The 21,101-nt window shown below is 73.6% G+C and carries 24 protein-coding genes and 1 pseudogene; 12 read left to right on the top strand and 13 right to left on the bottom strand.

Annotation, left to right across the window (positions count from 1 at the left end; genetic code table 11):
- Positions 1-7: 7 nt before the first annotated feature.
- The 4 genes from AB0O21_RS09045 to AB0O21_RS09030 all read right to left on the bottom strand — a co-directional run bounded on the left by AB0O21_RS09045 (position 8) and on the right by AB0O21_RS09030 (position 2,659).
- On the bottom strand, positions 8-205 hold the full coding sequence (locus tag AB0O21_RS09045) for a hypothetical protein (protein ID WP_365168322.1): 198 nt from the start codon (positions 203-205) through the stop codon (positions 8-10).
- A 191-nt stretch (positions 206-396) separates the two neighbouring features.
- A complete protein-coding gene (gene lipA / locus AB0O21_RS09040; RefSeq protein ID WP_365168110.1) occupies positions 397-1,347 on the bottom strand; it encodes a lipoyl synthase in 951 nt (316 codons plus the stop codon).
- 108 nt (positions 1,348-1,455) lie between these two features.
- Positions 1,456-2,271: a lipoyl(octanoyl) transferase LipB gene (gene lipB, locus AB0O21_RS09035; RefSeq protein ID WP_365168108.1), complete on the bottom strand. Its 816-nt coding sequence runs from the start codon at positions 2,269-2,271 to the stop codon at positions 1,456-1,458.
- Between the two features lie 43 nt (positions 2,272-2,314).
- Positions 2,315-2,659 (bottom strand): hypothetical protein, encoded by a 345-nt coding sequence (locus tag AB0O21_RS09030; protein ID WP_365168106.1) that lies wholly within the window; start codon positions 2,657-2,659, stop codon positions 2,315-2,317.
- 173 nt (positions 2,660-2,832) lie between these two features.
- On the opposite strand from AB0O21_RS09030, the gene AB0O21_RS09025 reads away from it, so the two are divergent.
- On the top strand, positions 2,833-4,272 hold the full coding sequence (locus tag AB0O21_RS09025) for a regulator (RefSeq protein ID WP_365168103.1): 1,440 nt from the start codon (positions 2,833-2,835) through the stop codon (positions 4,270-4,272).
- A gap of 64 nt (positions 4,273-4,336) precedes the next feature.
- Positions 4,337-4,771 carry a hypothetical protein gene (locus AB0O21_RS09020; protein ID WP_365168101.1) on the top strand — a complete coding sequence of 145 codons (435 nt, stop codon included), beginning with the start codon at positions 4,337-4,339 and terminating at the stop codon, positions 4,769-4,771.
- A gap of 49 nt (positions 4,772-4,820) precedes the next feature.
- Here AB0O21_RS09020 and AB0O21_RS09015 read toward each other — a convergent pair whose 3' ends face one another.
- The 3 genes from AB0O21_RS09015 to AB0O21_RS09005 form a co-directional block, all read right to left on the bottom strand.
- Positions 4,821-6,080, bottom strand: a complete 1,260-nt coding sequence (locus AB0O21_RS09015; protein WP_365168099.1) for an FAD-dependent oxidoreductase — start codon at positions 6,078-6,080, stop codon at positions 4,821-4,823.
- Between the two features lie 165 nt (positions 6,081-6,245).
- On the bottom strand, positions 6,246-7,133 hold the full coding sequence (locus AB0O21_RS09010) for a TIGR01777 family oxidoreductase (RefSeq protein ID WP_365168096.1): 888 nt from the start codon (positions 7,131-7,133) through the stop codon (positions 6,246-6,248).
- A gap of 89 nt (positions 7,134-7,222) precedes the next feature.
- Positions 7,223-7,933, bottom strand: coding sequence for a VIT family protein (locus tag AB0O21_RS09005; protein WP_365168320.1), 711 nt, complete (start codon positions 7,931-7,933; stop codon positions 7,223-7,225).
- 144 nt (positions 7,934-8,077) lie between these two features.
- Between AB0O21_RS09005 and AB0O21_RS09000 the strand changes: the two genes are divergently transcribed.
- Positions 8,078-9,172 (top strand): PP2C family protein-serine/threonine phosphatase, encoded by a 1,095-nt coding sequence (locus AB0O21_RS09000; protein WP_365168094.1) that lies wholly within the window; start codon positions 8,078-8,080, stop codon positions 9,170-9,172.
- A 120-nt stretch (positions 9,173-9,292) separates the two neighbouring features.
- Here the strand turns inward: AB0O21_RS09000 and AB0O21_RS08995 are convergent, their stop codons facing one another.
- Positions 9,293-9,544, bottom strand: coding sequence for a hypothetical protein (locus AB0O21_RS08995; protein WP_365168092.1), 252 nt, complete (start codon positions 9,542-9,544; stop codon positions 9,293-9,295).
- A 106-nt stretch (positions 9,545-9,650) separates the two neighbouring features.
- Here AB0O21_RS08995 and AB0O21_RS08990 point away from each other — a divergent pair, with 106 nt between their 5' ends.
- Positions 9,651-10,022, top strand: coding sequence for an ArsC/Spx/MgsR family protein (locus AB0O21_RS08990; protein WP_365168090.1), 372 nt, complete (start codon positions 9,651-9,653; stop codon positions 10,020-10,022).
- Between the two features lie 129 nt (positions 10,023-10,151).
- Here the strand turns inward: AB0O21_RS08990 and AB0O21_RS08985 are convergent.
- Positions 10,152-10,205, bottom strand: a pseudogene (locus AB0O21_RS08985) (hypothetical protein); the annotation flags it as partial.
- Between the two features lie 56 nt (positions 10,206-10,261).
- On the opposite strand from AB0O21_RS08985, the gene AB0O21_RS08980 reads away from it, so the two are divergent.
- Entirely contained in the window at positions 10,262-11,653 is a 1,392-nt protein-coding gene (locus tag AB0O21_RS08980; RefSeq protein ID WP_365168087.1) for a PLP-dependent aminotransferase family protein, read from the top strand.
- A gap of 21 nt (positions 11,654-11,674) precedes the next feature.
- On the opposite strand, the gene AB0O21_RS08975 is transcribed toward AB0O21_RS08980, so the two are convergent.
- On the bottom strand, positions 11,675-12,136 hold the full coding sequence (locus AB0O21_RS08975; RefSeq protein ID WP_365168083.1) for a GNAT family N-acetyltransferase: 462 nt from the start codon (positions 12,134-12,136) through the stop codon (positions 11,675-11,677).
- Positions 12,137-12,456: 320 nt separating this feature from the next.
- On the opposite strand from AB0O21_RS08975, the gene AB0O21_RS08970 reads away from it, so the two are divergent.
- Together AB0O21_RS08970 and AB0O21_RS08965 are read left to right on the top strand one after the other, a co-directional pair.
- Entirely contained in the window at positions 12,457-13,059 is a 603-nt protein-coding gene (locus tag AB0O21_RS08970) for a dihydrofolate reductase family protein (RefSeq protein ID WP_365168318.1), read from the top strand.
- Between the two features lie 31 nt (positions 13,060-13,090).
- Positions 13,091-13,627: a hypothetical protein gene (locus AB0O21_RS08965; protein ID WP_365168081.1), complete on the top strand. Its 537-nt coding sequence runs from the start codon at positions 13,091-13,093 to the stop codon at positions 13,625-13,627.
- Here the strand turns inward: AB0O21_RS08965 and AB0O21_RS08960 are convergent.
- Positions 13,620-14,552 (bottom strand): Gfo/Idh/MocA family oxidoreductase, encoded by a 933-nt coding sequence (locus AB0O21_RS08960; protein ID WP_365168316.1) that lies wholly within the window; start codon positions 14,550-14,552, stop codon positions 13,620-13,622. The two genes, AB0O21_RS08965 and AB0O21_RS08960, sit on opposite strands and share 8 nt — an antisense overlap.
- Before the next feature lie 224 nt (positions 14,553-14,776).
- Between AB0O21_RS08960 and glnII the strand changes: the two genes are divergently transcribed.
- From glnII to AB0O21_RS08945, 3 genes are all read left to right on the top strand, one after another.
- Complete coding sequence (gene glnII, locus AB0O21_RS08955) at positions 14,777-15,796, top strand: glutamine synthetase (protein WP_365168078.1); 1,020 nt, start codon at positions 14,777-14,779, stop codon at positions 15,794-15,796.
- A gap of 133 nt (positions 15,797-15,929) precedes the next feature.
- A complete protein-coding gene (locus AB0O21_RS08950; RefSeq protein WP_365168075.1) occupies positions 15,930-16,259 on the top strand; it encodes a hypothetical protein in 330 nt (109 codons plus the stop codon).
- Positions 16,260-16,597: 338 nt separating this feature from the next.
- Positions 16,598-17,197, top strand: a complete 600-nt coding sequence (locus AB0O21_RS08945) for a winged helix-turn-helix domain-containing protein (protein WP_365168072.1) — start codon at positions 16,598-16,600, stop codon at positions 17,195-17,197.
- Between the two features lie 96 nt (positions 17,198-17,293).
- On the opposite strand, the gene AB0O21_RS08940 is transcribed toward AB0O21_RS08945, so the two are convergent.
- Both AB0O21_RS08940 and AB0O21_RS08935 read right to left on the bottom strand, forming a co-directional pair.
- Entirely contained in the window at positions 17,294-18,658 is a 1,365-nt protein-coding gene (locus AB0O21_RS08940; protein WP_365168313.1) for a PepSY domain-containing protein, read from the bottom strand.
- Positions 18,659-18,875: 217 nt separating this feature from the next.
- A complete protein-coding gene (locus AB0O21_RS08935) occupies positions 18,876-19,580 on the bottom strand; it encodes a hypothetical protein (RefSeq protein ID WP_365168069.1) in 705 nt (234 codons plus the stop codon).
- A gap of 65 nt (positions 19,581-19,645) precedes the next feature.
- Here AB0O21_RS08935 and AB0O21_RS08930 point away from each other — a divergent pair, with 65 nt between their 5' ends.
- Positions 19,646-20,245, top strand: coding sequence for a rhomboid-like protein (locus AB0O21_RS08930; protein WP_365168066.1), 600 nt, complete (start codon positions 19,646-19,648; stop codon positions 20,243-20,245).
- Positions 20,242-21,087, top strand: a complete 846-nt coding sequence (locus AB0O21_RS08925) for a tyrosine-protein phosphatase (protein ID WP_365168063.1) — start codon at positions 20,242-20,244, stop codon at positions 21,085-21,087. Before AB0O21_RS08930 ends, AB0O21_RS08925 begins: the two co-directional genes overlap by 4 nt.
- The last annotated feature ends 14 nt before the right edge of the window (positions 21,088-21,101 follow it).

The following is a 21,101-nucleotide window of genomic DNA, read 5'->3' as shown; positions in this document are numbered from 1 at the left end:
GCGAAGTTTACGTGGCCTGCGGGGTCCGGGTCGCCGCGGCCTCAAGTACGTGTTCGGTTTCGACGCGGTCCTTGGCCCGGCGCCGGTCCTCGAGGACCGCCGTCCAGGCGTTGCGGCGGGCGCCGCTCATCAGCAGGGATTCGAGGCCCCGGAAGGCGTCGGACAGGGACGGGATGGCGATGGCGCGTACGGGCGCGGCCTGCATGATGTCGATCCCTTTCACGGTGCCGTGTGTGCGGTGCGTGGAATTATCGTCACTGACTGGTGTTACCAGCGCATGACCGGCCGGTCAAACGTGATGAAAGATTGACGCGGCCCGCCGGGCTCTCCCTCGAGAAAGAGCCTAGGGGCCGCGTCGACGCGGGGTTACCCGTTAGTAAGGATTTGTGCGCGACTTCACACGCTTGCGGCGCGCTTCTCCATCGCCTGGGTGTAGAGGCGGCCCGCACGGTACGAAGAGCGGACCAGCGGGCCCGACATCACGCCGGAGAAGCCGATCTCCTCGGCCTCCTGCGCCAGCTCGACGAACTCGGCCGGCTTCACCCAGCGCTCGACGGGGTGGTGCCGCGGCGAGGGGCGCAGGTACTGGGTGATGGTGATGAGCTCGCAGCCGGCCTCGTGGAGGTCCTTCAGCGCCTCGCTGACCTCCTCGCGCTCCTCGCCCATGCCGAGGATCAGGTTCGACTTGGTGACCAGGCCGTAGGCGCGGGCCTGGCGGATCACGTCGAGGGAGCGCTCGTAGCGGAAGCCGGGGCGGATCCGCTTGAAGATCCGGGGCACCGTCTCGATGTTGTGCGCGAAGACCTCGGGGCGGGAGGCGAAGACCTCCTCCAGCAGCTCCGGGACCGCGTTGAAGTCGGGGGCCAGCAGCTCGACCTTGGTGTGGCCGGCCTCGCGGCCCGCCGTCTGCTGGTGGATCTGGCGCACGGTCTCCGCGTACAGCCAGGCGCCGCCGTCGGCCAGGTCGTCGCGCGCGACGCCGGTGATGGTGGCGTAGTTCAGGTCCATGGTGACCACGGACTCGCCGACGCGGCGGGGCTCGTCGCGGTCCAGGGCCTCGGGCTTGCCCGTGTCGATCTGGCAGAAGTCACAGCGCCGGGTGCACTGGTCGCCACCGATGAGGAAGGTGGCCTCGCGGTCCTCCCAGCATTCGTAGATGTTCGGACAGCCGGCTTCCTGGCACACCGTGTGCAGTCCTTCGCCCTTCACCAGGGCCTGCATCTTGGTGTACTCGGGGCCCATCTTCGCCCGGGTCTTGATCCACTCGGGCTTGCGCTCGATGGGGGTCTGGGCGTTACGGACCTCGAGGCGCAGCATCTTGCGTCCGTCGGGTGCGACTGCGGACACGACCGGCTCCCTGTGACTTCGATTCTTCGGCGTCCACCAGGGTACGCCCGTAATTCGTACGCTCTTACGTCCGGCCAACCTGCGGCGGCCCGGACCCATTCCCGGCCGCTAGCCGCCCACCGCGGGCTCTATCTCGCGGGGCTTCAGCTCCGCGTGCTCCAGTACGTCCTTCAGGTGGCGTTCGACGACCGGCAGCACCTCGGCGATGGTGACCTCCCGGCCCAGTTCGTACGAGAGCGAGGTCACACCGGCGTCCCGGATTCCGCAGGGGATGATCCGGTCGAACCAGGTGGCGTCCGGGTTCACGTTGAAGGAGAAGCCGTGCATCGTGACGCCCTTGGCGACGCGGATGCCGATGGCGGCGAGCTTGCGGTCCTCGCGGCGCTGGCCGGCGTTGGACGGGGCGTACTCGGGGCCGTGGAGCCGGGCGTCGAACTCGTCGTCGCCGGTGCGCGGGTCCTGCACGGGGGCCGTGAAGTCGAGGGTGAGCCCGCCGATCGCCGGGCGGTCCTCGATCGGGTCGCCCAGCACCCAGACCCCGGAGCGGCCCTCGATGCGGGTGGTCTCCAGGCCGAACTCGGCGGCGGTGCGGATCAGGGCCTCTTCGAGGCGGCGGACGTGTGCGACGACGTCCACCGGGCGGGGCAGCTTCATGATCGGGTAGCCGACGAGCTGGCCCGGGCCGTGCCAGGTGATCTTGCCGCCGCGGTCCACGTCGATGACGGGGGTGCCGTCGAGGGGGCGCTCGCTGGGGTCGGTGCGGCGGCCGGCCGTGTAGACCGGCTCGTGCTCCAGCAGCAGGCAGGTGTCGCCGATCTCGTCCGCGAAGCGCGCCGCGTGCACCCGGCGCTGTTCTTCCCAGGCCTCGGTGTACTCGACGGATTCGGGTCCGAAGCCCAGATGGACAAACCCAAGCTCAGCCACCGCAGCGCCTCCTCGTTGAACCTGCTGTGTGCACCTATCGCACTCAGCAAGGGTACGGCGGCCCCGCGGGCGGCTCGGCGGGGGTCGCTGAAGGGGTCGGCGGCGGGGGCTGCGGCGGGGCCTCCAGCGGGGGCCACGGGAGCTGTTTCGGCCTGCGCCGGCTCTTCGTCGGCCGGTCCGGGTCCTCGTCGGCGCGCGGCAGCCGGCGGTGGCCCTCGGAGTGGTCGTTGACCCAGCCGCACACCCCGCACGCGTAGCGCCCGTCGAGCCCCGCGATGAGGGTGCCGCAGCGCCTGCACTCGGCTTCGGTCAGCTCGGGCGGAGGCAGCGGAGCGGTGGATTCGGGTCGCTCCTCGGGGAGGTGCGCCCGGTGGGGCCGACGGGTCATGGGCCGCACCCTACGCGGGTGGAGGGGGTCGGTCCGTAAAGAGCCCTACGCATTCTGCACACGATCGGATGAATGTAGGGCAGAGAGGGCGGTGTGAGCGGAGTTCGCCGCTACATTCACGCCGTTCACAGGGCCGGGACTCCGGTCCGTCACGTCAGGAGACCGTGGAGCCGATGACGGAACGACCTGCCCAGCGCGTCCCCAACCGGCAGCTCGCGGCGCTGATCGCGGAAGCCGGGTTCTCCAACGCCGGGCTAGCCCGCCGCGTCGATCAGCTCGGCCTGGAACACGGTCTCGATCTGCGGTACGACAAGACGTCCGTGACCCGGTGGCTGCGGGGGCAGCAGCCGCGCGGGACCACCCCCGCGCTGATCGCGGAGGTCTTCACCCGGCGCCTCGGGCGGCGGCTGTCCGCGCAGGACCTCGGGCTCGACGCCTGCGCGCCCGTGTACGCGGGGCTGGAGTTCGCGGCCACCCCCGAGGAGGCCGTGGACATCGCGAGCGGGCTGTGGCGCAAGGACTCCGGCTCGCACGCCGAGCTGCGGAAGATCGCCTTCACCCCGGCCGGGCTGGTCGTGCCCAGCCGTGACTGGCTGATCGGGCGGGCCGACGAGCGGGTGGGCCGCGCCGCAGAGCCGGCGGCGGCCCGCGTGCCGGTGCAGGGCCGGGCCTCGGTGCCCCGGCAGCGGCAGATCGACCGGGGTCCCGGGCAGCGGGTGACGGGCGGGGACATCGCCGCGCTGAGATCGGTGAGCGAGCTGTTCCGCACCCTGGACCACGCCTACGGCGGCGGGCACGCCCGGCAGGCGCTGGTGCGCTACCTGGAGCACGAGGCGGAGCCGATGCTCCGCGGGACCTACGGGGAGACCACCGGGCGCCGGCTGTTCGCGGCCGCCGCCGACCTGACCCGGCTCGCGGGCTGGACCTCGTACGACATCGCCGCGCACGGACTCGCCCAGCGCTACTTCGTGCAGGCGCTGCGCCTCGCGCAGGCCGCGGGCGACCGGCCGTACGGCTCGTACGTGCTGGTCACCATGAGCCGGCAGGCGGTCTACCTGGGCCACGGCCGGGAGGCGGTGCAGCTGGCCCGCGTCGCGCAGCAGGGCGTCGGTTCGGGCCCGCCGCCGGTGGTGCAGGCGCTGCTGCACTCGGCGGAGGCGCGGGGGCACGCGGTGCTCGGCGAGGTCCGGGCGTCGACGGCCTCGCTGGTGCGGGCGGAGCGGGCGCTGGGCGCGGCCCGGCCGGGGGACGACGTGCCGCACTGGGCGCGGTTCTACGACGAGGCGCAGCTGGCGGACGAGTTCGGGCACTGCCACCGGGACCTCCAGCAGTACCGGGCCTCGGCGCAGCACGCGGAGCGGTCGCTGCAGCTGCGGGCGCCGGGGTACGCGCGGTCGCGGCTGTTCTGCCGGGTGGTCCTGGCGACGGCGCGGCTGGGGCTGGGCGAGCTGGACCAGGCGTGCGCGCTGGGAGCGGAGGCGGCGCAGCAGGCGATGGAGATGCGGTCGGTGCGGGCGGTGGAGTACGTACGGGACTTCGAGCGGCGGCTGGAGCCGTACCGGGACGCGTCGGCGGTGCGGACGTACCGGGACCGGGTGGCGGCCTTGTCGTGAACACTGGGGGCGGGATGCCGGCCTCCTCTTGCGTGAAGATCATCCGCTGTGCGACGGTCCGCGCATGAGAGACGCGATGCGCCGCAAGATCGGCATCGTCGCTGGGGTGTACCTGGCGATCGCCCTGCTTCCCGGGCTCTGGGTCGAGGGCTTCCTCGGTGAGGATCCGGAGTTCGCCGACGTGGCCCTCGAGGGGATCATGGCCACCGCCGTGCTGGTCGTGCTCGGGCAGATCATCCTGATCAGCCCCAGCTCGGACTGGCGCCGGGCACCGGTGGGCGCCGTTCTGCTCCTCTCGGTACTGGGCTACGTCCAGGACTTCCTGCTCTGGCTGCTGATCTCCTGGGCCTTCGCGGAGATGGAGTCCTCGCTGCACGTGGACGGCCTCGGCACCATCGCCCTGGCGGCGCTCCTCACCCGGGGCCTGAGCCTGGCCCTGCTGTTGCTGCTGCCGCCGAGCGCGGAGCACCGGGAGGAAGCGGTCGCGGAGACCGCGTGAGACGAGGCCCGGCCCCGGGACCGGGGCCGGGCCTCTGCACGGGTGGTTCTCAGGCCGCCACCGGAACGGCGGGCTCCGCGGCGGCCGGGAGCGGGATGCCGAAGTCGCGCAGGACGGCGGTGGTGGCGCGGCGGGCCGAACGCAGGGCGCCCTGGACGGTGTTGGTGTCGCGGTGGTCACCGCACACGTACAGCCCGGCGAGGACCCGCACCGGGCGCCGCGGGTCGCGCGGCGGGGGCATGGCGGGGACGGCCTCCGGGGTGTGGTGGACGGCCAGCAGTTCCCAGTCGCGGGTGGTGCGGTCGTAGAGCCGGGCGAGGCGCGAGGCGACCGTACGGACGGGTGGTGGCGGGCCGAGCACGGTGGTGGTGACCAGGCTGCGGCCGGCCGGGGCCCGGGTCGGGTCGACGGCGCTCATCACGGTGGTGTGGGAGACGGGCCACTTGGGGTCCCCGTCCAGGAGCAGCGAGCCGTCCCAGGGCAGGGGTGTGGCGGTGGCGTGGTGCAGGACGGTGACCTCGTGGAAGGCGGGTACGCGCAGGCCGGGCAGGAGTCCGGCGGCGGCGCGGGCGCCGGTGGCGAGGAGCACGGAGCGGCAGCTGAAGTCGCCGTGCTCCTCGGTGGTGACCAGGTTCGTGGCGACCGAGCGGACCCGGACCCCGGTCCGGACGGTGCCGGGCGGCAGGGCCTCGGCGAGCAGGTCGGGCAGGGTCGCCGCGCCGCCCTCGGGCACGGCGAGGCGGCCGCGGGCGAAGGTGCGCAGGGCGAGGTCGGCGACCCGGCTGGAGGTGGTGAGTTCCGGGTCGCGGAGCAGGGTGGCGAGCAGCGGCCGGAGCACTCCGTTGACGGTGCGCGGCGGCAGGCCGCGGGCGCGCAGGGCGGCGTGCGCGGTGCGTTCGGGCCGGGCGAGCAGTTTTTCCTCGGGCAGGGCGGCGAGCCGGCCGAGGGCGGCGCTGAGCCGGGCCTGGTCGAGGGAGCCGCTGGCCAGGGCGCGGGCGGGGGTGAGGGCGGCTGCCCGCAGTTGCCTTCCGTCGGTGTGGACGAGGACCCCGGGCGCGAAGGGCCGCAGGGTCAGGGCCTCCAGGCCGGGGGTGTGTTCGAGTTCCGTGTACGAGGTGTTGAGCAACTGGCCGACCCGGTCCAGCCGGAAGCCGTCGGCGGACACGGTGGCCATCCGGCCGCCGGGGTCGTCGGCGGCCTCCAGGACGGTGACCGTGACCCCCGCTGCGATCAGGTGGTGCGCGGCCGCGAGTCCTGAGACTCCGGCTCCTACGATGACTACGTCTGCGTGGTTCGAGCTGCTGAGCACGTGCCCCTCCCCGAGGTCGGCGCGGCTGTGTGGGGATCCTCCTTCCCCCAACCGGCTCCGCGGGAACCCGAGTTCGGCGTGCTATTACGGTCGGTTCCGGTCGCACGACGGTCGCATCAGGGGCACGAACGGTCGCACGGCGGTCGCCGCTGAGCTTCTTCGAGTTCAGAGAGCGGCGCGGATGGCGTCCTCGATACCGGGGTCGCGGAAGGTGAAGCCGGACTCCAACAGCCGTGCGGGGCGGACCCGCTGACTGCCGAGCACGTCCGAGGAGAACTCCCCCAGCACGATGCGCAGGGCCGGCGCCGGTACGGGCAGCAGCGCGGGGCGCCGCAGCACCCGGGCCATGGCGGCGGTGACCTCGCGGTTGGTCAGCGGCTCGGGGGCGGTGAGGTTGACGGGGCCTTCGAGGGAGGGGGTGTCGATGATGTGGCGCAGGGCCGCGATCTCGTCGTGGAGGGAGATGTGCGACCAGTACTGGCGGCCGTTGCCGAGCCGGCCGCCGATGCCGGCGCGGAACACGGGGAACAGCCGCCCCCAGGCCCCGCCTTCGCGGGCCACGACCAGGCCGGTACGGGCGAACGCGGTACGGATCCCGGCCTCCCGGGCGGGGGCGGCGGCCGCCTCCCACTCCACGCAGACGGAGGGCAGGAACCCCTCTCCGGCGGGGGCGCTCTCGTCGACGGCCCGTTCGCCGGTGTCGCCGTAGTAGCCGACGGCCGTGCCGACGACGAACACCTGCGGCGGCTCGTCCAGGGCGGCCATCGCCCGGGCCAGGGCGGCGGTGCCGAGGACCCGGCTGTCGCGGATCTCCTTCTTGTACGCGGCCGTCCACCGTCGCTCGCCGACCCCGGCCCCGGCCAGGCCGACGACGGCCCCGCAGCCGGCCAGTCCCGCCGGGTCCACGTAGCCGCGCGCCGGGTCCCACCTCGCTTCGTCGCCTGCGGCGGGCTCGCGGCGCACGAAGCGGACCACCTCGTGCCCGTCCTCCCGGAGGGACCGCACGAGGGCACTGCCGATGAGCCCGGACGAACCGGTGACTGCGATGCGCATGCCGTTATCCTGCCGGGTCCCGCCGCGGTTCGGCAGCCCGGCTCCGCCGGGACCTGGGGCTCCGCCCCGGGGCCGGGCGGTAGCCCGGTTCAGGCTGTGGTGCCCAGCCAGGTGCCGACGCCGTACGTGACGGCCATCGCCAGCGCGCCCCCGCACACGTTCCGCAGCACCGCGCGGAGCGCAGGGGCCCCGCCCAGCCGTGCGCTCAGCACCCCGCACAGGGTGAGCGCGGCGAGGACGGCCGCCACCGTCACCGGGACCCGCTCCGAAGGCCCCGGCAGGATGATGGCCAGCAGCGGCAGCAGCGCACCCACGGTGAAGGCGATGAGGCTGGCGAAGGCCGCGTGCCACGGGTTGGCCAGTTCGTCGGGGTTGATCCCGAGCTCCACCCGCGCGTGGGCCCGCAGCGCGTCCCGTTCCGTCAGCTGCTCGGCCGCCTCCCGGGCCACGGACCGGCTCAGGCCCCGCGCGGCCAGCAGCTCGGTGAGTTCGTCGAGCTCCGCTTCCGGCTCCTCCGCGAGCTCCCGCCGTTCCAGGTCGAGCGCGGCCCGTTCGGAGTCCCGCTGCGAGCTGACGGAGACGTACTCCCCCGCCGCCATCGAAAGGGAGCCCGCCAGCAGTCCGGCGATCCCCGCGGCCAGGATCGCCGGGCGCGAGGTGGTGGCCCCGGCCACGCCGACCACGAGGCCCGCGGTGGAGATGATGCCGTCGTTGGCGCCCAGCACGCCCGCGCGCAGCCAGTTCAGCCGGGTGCTGATCTCCCCGCTCTGTGAACCCCCGCCCGTACCGTGCGCCTCGATGTGCGCCCGTGTCGGGGTCTTCCCGGAGTTCGGTGGGCCTTCGTCTGCCGTCACGCCACCACTGTCCCGGCACGCGCCCCGCCGGGCCACCCGGCGGGCCCGGTCCGGGGTGCGCGGGCCCGGCCCCCGTACCAGGGTGGAGGGGTGAGACGCGGACGCGAGGAACCGGGCTGGCTGCGCGGGGAACCGCCACCGCGCTGGGCCCGGCTCGCGCCCGCGGTGGCCCTGGTGGTGCTGGTGCTCGCCCAGGCCCTCACCCCGGGCGACGTGGAGATCGGCTTCTTCCTGGCCGGCCTGCCCCCGGTGGCCGCCTTCGCGTACGGCGCGGCCGGCACCGCCTTCTTCGCGGGCCTCGTGCTCCTGCTGATCGGGGCGCCCGGCCTGGGCATCGCTCAGGCCCGGGGTACGGACCTGGCCACGGTGGCCGCCGTCGGGGTGCTCAGCGTGGTGATCGCCTGGGTGCGGCGGCGCCGGGACGCGCAGCTGGTCAGCGTCCGGACGGTGGCGGAGGCGGCCCAGCTGGCGGTGCTCCCGCCGGTGCCGCAGCGGGTGGGCGGGGTGGGGTGTTCCGGCCTGTACCGGGCGGCGCAGCGCGGCACGCTGGTCGGCGGCGACCTGTACGACGTACGGGCCGGGCCGTTCGGGGTGCGGGCGCTGGTCGGGGACGTGCAGGGCCACGGTCTGGCGGCGGTCGCCACGGTGGCGGCGCTGCTCGGGGCCTTCCGCGAGGCGGTGCTGGACGACTCCGGGCTGGCGGCGGTCGCGGCCCGGCTGGACCGGCGGCTGCTGGCGGACGCGTCGGCCGGTTCCGAGGACCATCCGGAGCTGTTCGCGACGGCCGTCCTGGTGGAGTTCCCGCCCGGGCTGGACCTCGTACGGATCGTGTCGTGCGGGCATCCGCCCGCCCTGCGGCTGCGCGGGGCCGTGGTGGAGGAGGTGGCGGTGGAGCCGGGTCCGCCGCTGGGCCTGGGGCTCGCGGGGCCCGCCCCGCCGGCGGTGGTGGAGCTGCCGCTGCGGCCCGGGGACCGGCTGCTGCTGCACACCGACGGCGTGACGGAGGCCCGGGACAAGGGGGGCCGCTTCTACCCGCTGGCCGCGCGGGTCCCCGTCCTGGCCAGGGACCCGGACGGGCTGGTCGCGGCGGTCTGGCGGGATCTGGCCGCGTTCACGGCCGGCGGCCCCCCGGACGACGTGGCCATGCTGCTGCTGTCGCTCGACGGCCCCGCGTCACCGCGCTGACACGCCCGCGCGTGACACCGTGAAGCTGACGCGCCGCCAGGAGGAGCTCGTCTTCAACGAGAGGTGAGCCACCGGGCACGGCCCGCCGGGGCCTGCACCCGGCGGGCCGGCCGCGGCGGCTCACGCCTCCTGGATGAACGCCCGCACCATCTTGCACGTGACGTTGGACGGCCGGTGGATCCCCGTCCGGACGGCCATCGTCCGGATCTTCCGGTTGGTGGCGCGACGGGCGTCATAGGTCCCCGAGTCGAGCAGGGATATCGCCAGCCGCATCGCCTTCAGGCGGCGGTTGTGGCTCTCGTACCACTCGCGGGGCAGCCCCGCCGGCAGCGGCTTCTTCTTGACGTGCTGGATCGTCATGGCAGTGGCCATCTACAGCCTCCCAAACGGTAGTTGGCGTCCTGTCCTTCTCCCTCGATTTTACTGGGCCCCACTGACAAAAGCCCTGGCCGGGCAGGCCCTGGATAGGCTGGGAGGCATGGAGATCTGGATCAACCCCGCCTGTTCCAAGTGCCGCAGCGCACTGACCCTGCTGGACGCGGAGGGCGCCGAGTACACGGTGCGCCGCTACCTGGAGGACGTGCCCTCCGAGGACGAGATCCGCGAGGTGCTCGGCCGCCTCGGGCTGGAGCCGTGGGACATCACGCGCACCTCCGATGCCCTGGCCAAGGAGACCGGCGTACGAGAACTGCCGCGCGAGGAGACCGAAGCCGCGCGGGCGCGCTGGATCGCGCACCTGGCCGCGCACCCGAAGCTGATCCAGCGTCCGATCATCACCGCCGAGGACGGCACGGCCGTGGTGGCCCGCTCCGAGGAAGCGGTCCGCGAGGCCCTGTCCCGCACGGCCTGACCGGCCGAGACCAGCCGGGCGATCACCTCGGCGCCCAGGGGCGGCAGGGGTGGGGAAGCGGGCGGTCTCGTCCTGGAGCCGCAGCCAGGCCGGGTCGAGCAGCACGAGCCGGCCGACCCGCTCGGGCCGGTGGACCGCGTACTGCGCGGCGATCCAGGCGCCGTAGGAATGCCCGCCGAGCACCACCGGCCCGGCCGGCCCGAGCCCGTCCGACACCTCACCACCCAGGAGCCCGGCGCATGAGCACCCCCGACGGCGGCACCGACCTGCACCTCGACCTCCCCGCCGGAGGAGCCCGCCGGACCGCCCTGGCCCAGGCCCTGCGGGACGCCGTGCGCAGCGGCCGGCTGGCCCCCGGCACCCGGCTGCCGCCCTACCGGACGCTCGCCGCCGACCTGGGGCTGGCCCGCAACGCCGTGGCCGACGCGTACGCCGAACTGGTCGCCGAGGGCTGGTTCACCGCCCGCCAGGGCTCCGGCACCCGGGTGGCCGAAGGCGCCGCGACCGCCGCGGCACCCTCCGCCGCCACCGCGCCCTCCTCCGCGTCCCCCCTGCACGACCTGCTCCAGGGCAAACCCGACCCCGCCTCCTTCCCGCGGAGCGCCTGGGCCGCGAGCGCCCGGCGGTCCCTGGCCGCGGCGCCCACGGAGGCCTTCGGCCCCGGCGATCCCCGGGGTCGCCCGGAGCTGCGCCGCGCGCTGGCGGCCTACCTCTCCCGGGCACGCGGCGTACGCACCGCCCCCGACAACATCGTCGTCTGCTCCGGCTTCGCGAACGGCCTGCGGCTGCTGGCGTCCGTCCGCCCCCGCGACTGGGCGGTGGAGGCCTACGGACTTCCCTTCCACCACGGCATCCTCGAGTCGGCCGGAGTCCGCGCCCACCCCGTCCCGGTGGACGAGGACGGCGCCGTGACCACCCACCTCCCGGCCCGCGCCCGCACGTTGCTGCTCACGCCGGCCCACCAGTTCCCAACGGGCAGCCGCCTCCTGCCCGCCCGCCGCGCGGCGGCCGTGGACTGGGCCCGCAACACCGCGGGCGTCATCGTGGAGGACGACTACGACGGCGAGTTCCGCTACGACCGCAAACCGGTCGGCGCCGTCCAGGGCCTCGCCCCCGGACACGTCGTGTACGCGGGCTCGCTCAGCAAGAGCCTCTCCCCCGCGATGCGCCTGGGCTGGCTGGTCCTCCCGGACCACCTCGTCGACCAGGTCCTGGCGGCGAAGGGGCTACGCGAGTCCTGGGCGAGCGCACTGGACCAGCTGGCACTGGCGGACTTCATCGAGTGCGGCGCCTACGACCGCCACGTCCGCCGCATGCGCAAGCGCTACCACCAGCGCCACGACCAGGTCCTCTCGGTCCTCGCCGCCCAGGCCCCGCACCTGCGGGTGACGGGCATCGCGGCCGGCTTCCACGCCGTCCTGGAACTGCCCCCGGGCCGGGAAGCCCCGGCCCTGGCCGCGGCCCGCGCGGCCGGCCTCGCCCTGGACGGCCTCTCGGCCTACCGCCACCCCGCCGCCCCGCACCCGCCCCGCGAGGGCCTGGTCATCGGCTACGCGGCCCTCCCGGACGGGGCCTTCGCCCGCGCCCTGCACGCCCTGTCGGAGGTGATCCGCCGGGTGGCGACGCCCTGACGGGTGGGGCGGACCGCCGCCCTACCGCGCCCCGCCCGGAGCCATGTCGTACGTGACCCACATGGTCCGCGTGGCGACCTGGTCGTACTTCGCGCGCGCCCGGTGGTTGTCGTCGGCGGTGATCCACCGCACCACGCTCCACCCCCGCTCCGCGGCCAGTTCGCGCAGGGCGCCGAGCAGCAGGTCGGCGGCGCCCGAACCGCGGTGCTCCGGGGCGACGAACAGGTCGTCGAGGAAGCAGCCCACGGTCGCGGACAGCGGCCGGGCGAAGGGGCGGTAGTGGGCCAGGCCGAGGAGCCGGCCTTCGGCGTCCTCGGCGACCAGGGCGCCGACCTCGTGGCCGGGGTCGTTCACCCACGCCCACACGGTCGCGGCGGCCTCCTCCGTCTGCTCCACCTCGTAGAACTCGGCGTAGCCGCGGTAGAGGGCACGCCACTGGGCGAAGTCTCCCGGCTGGGCAGCGCGAACGCGGATGTCAGACATGTGCGGACCCCTGTACTCGACGACGACGCAACCGATCATGCTGCAACCGGCAGCCACCGCATTGCGCCACGACGTCGAATCCGCGCTCCCCGGAACGCCACCATGGCCAGAAGGCCGTCACTCCTCCCCCAGGAACCCCGTCACCAGCCCGTTCAGCACATCGGCCCGCTCCAGATGTACGTCGTGCCCCGCTCCCGGGACGCTCACGGCCAGCGTCTGCGGGCGCCGCCGGAGCATCTCGTCGGCCTCCGGCGCGGCGATGATCCCGTTCTGGCCGATGACCGCGAACGTCGGGCAGGCGACCCGCTCCCACTCCTCCCCTGGACGGCTTCATCGCCGGCCCGAACGCCGAGCCGGGCAACCCGCTCGGCGACGGAGGGGACCGTATCCACGAATGGATCTTCGACGTCGAGGCCTGGCGGGAGCGCCAGAGCATGAAGGGCGGCCGCGGCGGCAACCCGGACGACGGCGTCGTGCGGGAGCTCTTCTCCCGGGCCGGGGCCTACGTCATGGGACGGCGGATGTTCGCCGAGGGGGAGCTCGGCTGGGCCGACCCGCCGCCGTTCCGCGCGCCCGTCTTCGTGCTGACCCACACCCCCCGCGAGCCGTGGGTACGGCAGGGCGGCACCACCTTCACCTTCGTCACCGACGGCCCCGAAGCCGCCCTGGCCCGGGCCCGGGAGGCGGCGGGAGACAAGGACGTGCAGATCTCCGGCGGCGCGGACACCGTCCGCCAGTACCTGAACGCGGGACTCGTCGACGAACTCCGGGTCCACCTGGCCCCCGTCCTCCTCGGCGCGGGGACCCGGCTCTTCGACGGCGTCTCGCCGGAGCTCACCTTCGAGCGCGAAGGGGTGATCGACTCCCCCGCCGTCACCCACCTGACGTACCGCGTCCTGCGTACTCGTAGGGTGGCCGAATAACAAAAGGAACAAACCGCACCAAAGGACCAAAGTGGCCGACCCGACCCCCACAACGCCCCAGCCGCCCCAACCGCCCGCCCCCTTCCCCCCTCCCCGCCGCGGCGCCGACTGGATGTTCGGCGGGGTCTACGGGACCGTGCTGGCCAGCGGCCTGCTGGCCGCGCTGGACCAGAAGGGCGGGGACTACACCCCCTTCTACGACGCCAGCTGGGTCCTCGTCACGGCGGCCGCCGCCGGGCTCGCGCACGGGTACTCGCACCACATGACCACCCACCAGCGCGGCTCCGCCGCCCACCGCTGGCACCTGCTGGTGCGCGCGCTGTGGAACGAGTGGCCGATGATCGCGGCCACCCTCCCCACCGTGCTGCTGCTGGTGGTCTCCGGACTCGCGGGCTGGGACTCCGGGGTGACCGCCGTCGGACTCGGCCTGAACACCGCGCTGCTCTTCGCCTGGGGGTCCTTCGTGGCCCTCCGGGTCGGCTACCGGATCGGCTCGGCGCTGCTCATCGGCCTGGCCGACGCCACGATCGGCCTGGCCATCATCGTGGCCAACGCCCTCATCAAATAGCGCGCTCGGGCACGGGCAGCTGCGCCTCCGCCTCCGCCAGGATCTCCGTCAGCCGCGCCCCGAACTCCGCGCCGCGCACGTCCGGCACCCCGGTCCGGGCCGCCGTGAGCAGCGCGTCCAGGGCCCGGCCGTACGCCCCCGGTACGTCGCTCCAGTCGGGCAGCGCCCGCACGCCCTCCGTCCCGCGCAGTTCCAGCCCCACCCCGGCGGCCGCGCGCGGGGCGCCCAGGCTGAGGACGGCGGTGCTGGCGGCGCCGGAGGCGTGCCGCAGGGCCAGTTGGACCACGTCCGACGGGCCCCGCGTGGCGCTGACGGCGGTGACCTCGCCGAGGATCGGGATCAGCACGGACAGCGCGTGCGGGCCGACGTCCCACAGCCCGCCCTTCTCCTTCCGCCACGGCGAGTCGGCGTACGCGCTGGGCGTGCCGTCGGGCGGGAAGACGGCGCCGAGCCAGTGGGCGGCCGCGGTGAACCAGCCCGCGCGTCCGGCCTGCTCCGCGACCCACCCGGCGGTGGGCTCGGCGAAGCGCAGGGTGAGGAAGACGACGGAGGCGACCCGGTGCCGGGCCACCGCGTCGGCCACGGCCCGGGCGTCCTCCACTCCGGTCGCGACGGGCTTGTCCAGCAGCAGGTGGCAGCCGGCGGCCGCCGCCCGCACGGCGAGCGGGGCCTGGACGTCGGGCGGCAGGGCGAAGGCCACGGCGTCACAGTCGGCGAACAGCGCGTCGGGGTCTTCGTACACCTTCACGCCGTACTCGCGCGCCAGCTCTGCCGCGGCTTCGGGCCTGCGGCCCCACACTCCGGCGAACTCGGACCCGGCGTGCGCGGCGAGGGCGGGGGCGTGGGTGCGGCGGGCCCAGGGGCCGGTACCCAGCAGCCCAACCCTGGGGTGGGAGTGTGCGGCAGGGCCCAAATCAGACGAAATGCTCACGCGCCCAGTCTGCCCCACAGCCCGCCCCACTCCGACGGACGCTCCGCCGCCAACCGGCTTCCGCCCCGCACAGCCCACCCGACCTGCGGCGTAAACGTCGGTAACACGGGGTTCACACACGGGCAACGGAAGGGAAATCGCGGGCGGGCACGCTGCGGTCATCACCGCAGCGATGAAGCAGCGACCAGCAGCACCCGCAGAGTCTGAGGATGGGTCCCGTGAGCTACAAGGCTGAGTACATCTGGATCGACGGCACCGAGCCGACGGCGAAGCTTCGCTCGAAGACGAAGATCCTCGCCGACGGCGCCGAGCTCCCGATCTGGGGCTTCGACGGATCGAGCACCAACCAGGCCGAAGGCCACGCCTCCGACCGCGTCCTGCAGCCGGTCTTCTCCTGCCCGGACCCGATCCGCGGCGGTGACAACGTCCTCGTCCTGTGCGAGGTCCTGAACATCGACATGACCCCGCACGAGTCGAACACCCGCGCGCTGCTGCGTCCGATCGCCGAGAAGTTCGCCGGGCAGGAGCCGATCTTCGGCATCGAGCAGGAGTACACCTTCTTCGACGGCACCCGTCCGCTCGGCTTCCCCGTGGGCGGCTTCCCGGCCGCGCAGGGCGGCTACTACTGCGGTGTCGGCTCGGACGAGATCTTCGGCCGCGAGATCGTCGAGAAGCACCTGGACCACTGCCTGGCGGCGGGCCTGGAGATCTCCGGCATCAACGCCGAGGTCATGCCCGGCCAGTGGGAGTTCCAGGTCGGCCCGGTCGGCCCGCTGGAGGTCTCCGACCAGCTGTGGATCGCGCGCTGGCTGCTCTACCGCACCGCCGAGGACTTCAACGTCTCCGCGACGCTGAACCCGAAGCCGGTGCAGGGCGACTGGAACGGCGCGGGCGCGCACACCAACTTCTCCACGAAGTCGATGCGCGAGGACTACCGCGCGATCATCTCGGCCTGCGAGGCGCTCGGCGAGGGCAGCAAGCCGATGGACCACGTGAAGAACTACGGCGCCGGCATCGACCTGCGCCTGACGGGCCTGCACGAGACCGCCCCGTGGAACGAGTTCAGCTACGGCGTCTCGGACCGCGGCGCCTCGGTCCGCATCCCGTGGCAGGTGGAGAAGGACGGCAAGGGCTACATCGAGGACCGCCGCCCGAACGCGAACGTGGACCCGTACGTGGTGACCCGCCTCATCGTGGACACCTGCTGCACGGGCCTGGAGAAGGACGGCCTCGTCTAAGCACCGGTCCCACCCCTCCCCCCTCCGCGACGCCCGACGCCCGCCGAGCCCCTGTGGCCACGGCGGGCGTCGGGCGTTCGTATGTGCGACCCTCGGCGCCGCCGTTGTCAGTGGCGTGTGCGACCGTGTGCCCATGTTGGCGATCAGGATCCAGACGGAGCGCGGCGAGTCCTACGAGCGGCCCGCGCTCGGCACGTTGTCCGAGCTGGTGGGGCGCATCGGCGCCGACGGTGACCGCTTCGTCATCGTCGAGCGGATCCTCGAAGAGCCGGACCGGTACATACAGGTCTGGCACGACGAGGGCGAGGAGTACCAGCTGGAGCACCGGGACGGGTCGGCGGACCGTCACTTCCAGGCGTACCTGCCCACGGCCGCCGAGGTGGTGGACGTGATGGCCGGCTGGGCCCGGCAGGAGAAGGGCTGGGACGCCGGACCCGCTTGGCGGCGGCTGAACCTGAAGTGAGCGGTCCGGCCGCCGTCCGTCAGGCCCAACAACGGAGTCACGAGCGGAATTTGAGATTCCGATCCACGACGTGAGACGGGGTCTGCCCCCGGGCTCGGACGTCTGCTTGAATGGGGCGCATGGACAGCCATTCGCACACCTCGTCAGGTCGCAGCGACCTCGAGCCGTTCTGGCCGTCCCGTCAGGACCACGATTACGACCGGGTGTGTTGCCGCGCGAAGAACGCGCCGGCCCTCTAAAGCCTTCCCTTTAGGCCTTCGGCCTGCGCGGAACGACATCGATGACGTACGTACGCACGTCTCCCTGCCGACCCCTCCGCGTGAAAGAGCTGACCTCTCATGGCGAACACCCGCTCGCTCGTCTCTGCCGCCTCCGCTGCGACCTCGCCCCTGACCTATCCCCCCAGTCCGCGCCACCGGCTGCGCGCCGTGGACCGTGACGAGGTGGCCCGGGTGGTGGATCTGCTTCCGCCCGGTGCCACCTGGCTGCCCGCACCCCAGCACACCCTGCCGACCCTGCCGGGGCAGCCCCCGATGGTCGGCTACCTGGTGCTCGTGCCGGCCGACCAGCAGCCGCCGCTCACCCAGGTACCGCTGCCGGTACCGGTGCCCGCACCGGCACCCACCGCCGCCGGCTCGTCCACCGCCACCGACGACGACTCCCTGGTCCGCATCGACACGGCGCAGCGCACGGCCGAGGTCGCCGGGCAGGTGCTCGACCTGACCTACCTGGAGTTCGAGCTGCTGGCGCACCTGGTGAAGCACCCGCACCGGGTGCACAGCCGGGACCAGCTGGTGACCACGGTCTGGGGCTACGGGCACGTCGGTGACGGCCGGACCGTGGACGTCCACATCGCCCGCCTGCGCCGCAAGCTGGGCGCCGCCCACCGCGGCGCGATCCAGACGGTCCGCCGGGTGGGCTACAAGTACGCCCCCTGACCGGCCGGTTGAACCCGCACCCGGTGGGCCCGCACTCCCGGAAGGGGAGTACGGGCCCACCATTGACTTCGGCCGGCTTCAGCCGGCCCCGGCGGACTACGCGGCGGCCTTGGCCCGCCGGCCCGCCACGAAGCCCAGGGCCACGTCGATCACGAGGAAGGCGACCAGGCTGATCCCGAGCAGCGGGACGAACCAGCCGACCACGGCGGTCACCGCGGCCAGCGGCAGCAGCACGGCAACCGGCACCTTCCGCCAGGCGCCGCGCGGCTGGGCGCGGCCGACCGACAGCTTGCGGTCCTTCGTCGGGCGGCGCAGCCACCACATCCGGTAGCCCCAGAACACCAGGAACATCAGGGCGACGGCGAGCGCGGCCAGGGCGATCTGGTTGGCGAGTCCGAAGGTCCTGCCCATGTGCAGGTCGATGCCGAAGCGGGTCATCTTGGCGAGCACCGGGTAGTCGGCGAAGCGCAGTTCGTCGATGACCTTGCCGTCGGCGGGGTCGACGGCGACCGCGTCCAGGTGCACCGGCAGCTGCTTGTCCTGCTCCTTGATCACGTACCCCTTGCCCTTGGCGGGCAGGGTGATGCGGAGCTCCTCTGTGACCCCGGCCGCGCGGGCGGCGTCCACGGCCTTGTCGATGCCGATGTCCGCGGTCGGCGCCGCGGGCGGCATCTCCTCGCCGGGGGCCATGGTGTGACCGGCGTGCTCTCCCCCAGCTACCGCTGGGAGGTGCCCCCTGCCGCCGGCGGCCGCACCGCCCGGCTTCAGCTTGGCGGAGACGCTGGGGGTGGCGCCGCCGAGGCCGTCCTGGAGCTGCCCGATGTTCTCGCCGGCGTACTTGGACCAGGTCAGGCCGGTGATGGAGAGTACGAGGAGCCCGGCGACGGACCACAGTCCGACGGCCCCGTGCCAGGACAGGGTGCGGCGGCGGCCGGTGAGCTTCCGGTCCGGGAGGACGAGCTCCGCGCGGCGCTTGCGGCGGCGGCCGATCCACAGGGCGAGCCCGCCGAGGGCGACGACCCACATCCAGCTCGCGGCCATCTCGCTGTAGTTCCGGCCGAACTCCCCGAGGTGGAGGCTGGCGTGGAACTCGCTCAGCCAGGCCCGCAGCGGCAGCGCGTCACCGGAAGTGGCGAGCTGCCCGCGCACCTCGGCCGTATACGGGTCGACGAACACGGTGAGGGTCTCGCCCTCGGGCAGACCCGGCTTCTCCATGATCACGCGGGTGGTGGCCTCCGCGTCGGGCCCGGGCCACACGGAGACGACCTTGCCCTCGGGCGCGGCGTCCTTGGCCGCGCCGACCTGGGCGCTGAGCGGCAGCGCGCTCTCGCCGACGCGGGAGACGGTCAGCTCGTCGGAGTAGACGATCTTCTCGGCCTGCCAGGAACCGGCGTACAGCAGCCCGGTGGTGGCGGCGAGGAACAGCAGCGGGGCGATCAGCAGGCCCGCGTAGAAGTGCATGCGCAGGAGCAGCGGCCGCAGGGCGGCCCAGCCGCCGCGGCGCTGGGGTATGGCGGTGGAGTCGGCGTCGGCGTCCGGGGTCTGGACGTCCTGAACCTCGTCAAGGGACATGTGGGGTCCTAGGTGTTGGCGAAGACATGGGGAAAGCGGCCCCAGATCTGTCTCGCCTCCTCCTCACCGGGCAATGCGCCGGGCAATACGCCGAGGAGTGCGCCGGTCAGGCGCGGGCAGGACGGCCGGGGGCCGTGGTGCTGAACGCTCGGTACGCGGGCGGCCCCCGGCGCACCACGGCATGGGCGTGCAGCGCTCCCCGCAGGCGGCGCGGCGGCTCGGAACGGTGCCGGAAGGAGGGCGGCACCGGCAGGGCGGCCACCCGGGCCCGTACGAGGGCGAACGCGCGGGCGAGCGGCCGGGCCGCGTGCAGCGCGGCCGCGCCCAGGGTGCGGGCCAGCCGGAAGACGGCGGCCTCGCCCCGGGCCAGCCAGGCGGCGCAGAGCAGGCCGGCGAGCACGTGCGCGGCGATCATCCCGACGCCCCCGTGCCCGGCCATGCCTGCCATGTCGGCCACGCCGGGGGCTTCGGCGGCCGCGGCCCCCATCGCCCCCATGTCCATGTCCGGCATGTGATGGTGCGAGGGCGGCGGAACGGAGGCAGGTACGGGCTTCGCCGCCTGGCTCCCCGAGAAGACGAGGTGCAGGATCCCCTGTACGGCGAGCAGCGCCGCGGTGATCCCTGCGGGGCCCCGGCGCCGTCCGGCGGCCAGCCAGGCGAGCCCGCCGGTCAGGGCGAAAGCACCCAGAAGCCCCTCGAGGGGAATGTCCGTCCCGGACATGTACGAATGCCCCACCGCACCCAATGCGACGCACATCGCCGCGAAGGTCGCGGCCCGCGTGGTGCGCATCGGCGCGGAGGTCAGAGGCATGGCCGGGACATGTTCGCACGGGGCCCGGTGGTGCCCGCCAGAGGGCCGTATCCGATCATGGGGGAGTGAATCCGATTCTCCTGGGAGTGGTGTATTCCGGCGGCGTCCAGCTCGGGGCCCACGCCCTGGACCGGCTCGAGCCGGCGGAGCGGGAGCGGCTGCTCCGGAGCTGCTCGACGAACGTCGAGAATCTCACCGACGGCCGCTGGGAGACGCTGCTGACCAGCGCTTTCGTCGTCGAGGAGCCGATGCCCCTGGCGTACGCGCTGCTGCTCGTCGCGGTGCTCGGATACGCCGAGTACGCGTACGGCGCCTGGTGGACGGCGGCGGTGTTCCTGTTCGGGCACGCCGCGGCGACCCTCCTCGTGTACGGCGCCCTGCGCAGGACAACCGATACCCGGACCCGGCGCGCCCTGGACGTGGGGACCAGCTACGGGTTCAACGCCGTACTCGGCGCGCTGACCTCGGCCCTACCGCGCGGAGCGGTGCGCACCACCGCCCGGGCCGGGCTGCTGGCGCTCGCCGCCGCACCCGTGGTCAAGCGCGGCCGGACCTTCACGGACGCCGGGCACCTGGCGGCGCTGGGGATCGGCGTCGGCCTCTCGCTGGCCCTCGACTACCTTTCCGAAGCAAAACATCGGAAAATGACACGAATCGACATATGAAGCACATGCACGACCCGCAGACCGCTACCGCCGGAGCCGCCACAATGACCGCCACGCTGCCCTCCACCACCGTCGCCAACCTCCGCGACCTCGGTGGCACCCCGCTGACCGGCGGCCGCACCGTACGGCCCGGCCTGGTCCTGCGCTCCGGCCAGCTCGACCGGCTCGACCTCGACGCCGACCCGACGGTCGCCGCGCTGGGCCTGACCACCGTCATCGACTTCCGCAGCGAGGCCGAGCGCACCTCGTACCCCGACCGGGTGCCGGCCGGGGCGCGGAACCTGGTCGGCGACGTCCTCGCGGACAAGATGAACTCGGGCAAGATGCCCGCGGCCGCCCAGCTCAAGGACCTGCTGTCCGACCCCGTGGTCGCCGAGGAGCGGCTCGGCGGCGGCAAGGCGCAGGCCCTGTTCGGCGAGGTCTACCGGTCCCTCGTCAGCTCCGGCTCCGCGCAGGCCTCGTACCGGATGCTGCTCACCGAGCTCGCCGACCCGCAGGCGGGCCCGCTCCTCTTCCACTGCACGGCCGGCAAGGACCGTACGGGCTGGGGCGCCACGATCATCCTGTCGCTGCTCGGCGCGGACGACGACACGCTGATGGCCGAGTACCTCTCCGTCAACCCGGCGGTCAAGCAGGCCTTCGCCCCGATGATCGAGGGCTTCACGGCGGCGGGCGGGGACCCGGACATAGCGCTCGCGCTGATAGGCGTCTTCCCCTCGTACCTGGAGGCCGCGCTGGACGAGGTCGAGACGCGGTACGGCTCCATGGAGAAGTACGTGCGCGAGGGCCTCGGCGTCTCCGACGAGACGGTCGAAGCCCTGCGCGCCCGCCTGATCGCCTGACGGCGGGTCGGGCA

The sequence above is a fragment of the Streptomyces sp. NPDC091371 genome (assembly GCF_040684275.1).
Classification (GTDB): domain Bacteria; phylum Actinomycetota; class Actinomycetes; order Streptomycetales; family Streptomycetaceae; genus Streptomyces.
This window is presented reverse-complemented; position numbering and strand designations above follow the sequence as displayed.

Excerpts from the sequence above, each read along its gene's own strand:
- AB0O21_RS09025 (WP_365168103.1), top strand. The coding sequence starts at position 2,833 with ATGACGGAACGACCTGCCCAGCGCGTCCCCAACCGGCAGCTCGCGGCG.
- AB0O21_RS09045 (WP_365168322.1), bottom strand. The coding sequence starts at position 205 with ATGCAGGCCGCGCCCGTACGCGCCATCGCCATCCCGTCCCTGTCCGAC.
- AB0O21_RS08990 (WP_365168090.1), top strand. The coding sequence starts at position 9,651 with ATGGAGATCTGGATCAACCCCGCCTGTTCCAAGTGCCGCAGCGCACTG.
- AB0O21_RS08935 (WP_365168069.1), bottom strand. The coding sequence starts at position 19,580 with ATGCCTCTGACCTCCGCGCCGATGCGCACCACGCGGGCCGCGACCTTC.
- AB0O21_RS09030 (WP_365168106.1), bottom strand. The coding sequence starts at position 2,659 with ATGACCCGTCGGCCCCACCGGGCGCACCTCCCCGAGGAGCGACCCGAA.
- AB0O21_RS09010 (WP_365168096.1), bottom strand. The coding sequence starts at position 7,133 with ATGCGCATCGCAGTCACCGGTTCGTCCGGGCTCATCGGCAGTGCCCTC.
- AB0O21_RS08940 (WP_365168313.1), bottom strand. The coding sequence starts at position 18,658 with ATGCACTTCTACGCGGGCCTGCTGATCGCCCCGCTGCTGTTCCTCGCC.
- AB0O21_RS08980 (WP_365168087.1), top strand. The coding sequence starts at position 10,262 with ATGAGCACCCCCGACGGCGGCACCGACCTGCACCTCGACCTCCCCGCC.
- AB0O21_RS08975 (WP_365168083.1), bottom strand. The coding sequence starts at position 12,136 with ATGTCTGACATCCGCGTTCGCGCTGCCCAGCCGGGAGACTTCGCCCAG.
- AB0O21_RS08945 (WP_365168072.1), top strand. The coding sequence starts at position 16,598 with ATGGCGAACACCCGCTCGCTCGTCTCTGCCGCCTCCGCTGCGACCTCG.
- AB0O21_RS08925 (WP_365168063.1), top strand. The coding sequence starts at position 20,242 with ATGAAGCACATGCACGACCCGCAGACCGCTACCGCCGGAGCCGCCACA.
- AB0O21_RS08950 (WP_365168075.1), top strand. The coding sequence starts at position 15,930 with ATGTTGGCGATCAGGATCCAGACGGAGCGCGGCGAGTCCTACGAGCGG.
- AB0O21_RS08995 (WP_365168092.1), bottom strand. The coding sequence starts at position 9,544 with ATGGCCACTGCCATGACGATCCAGCACGTCAAGAAGAAGCCGCTGCCG.
- AB0O21_RS09020 (WP_365168101.1), top strand. The coding sequence starts at position 4,337 with ATGAGAGACGCGATGCGCCGCAAGATCGGCATCGTCGCTGGGGTGTAC.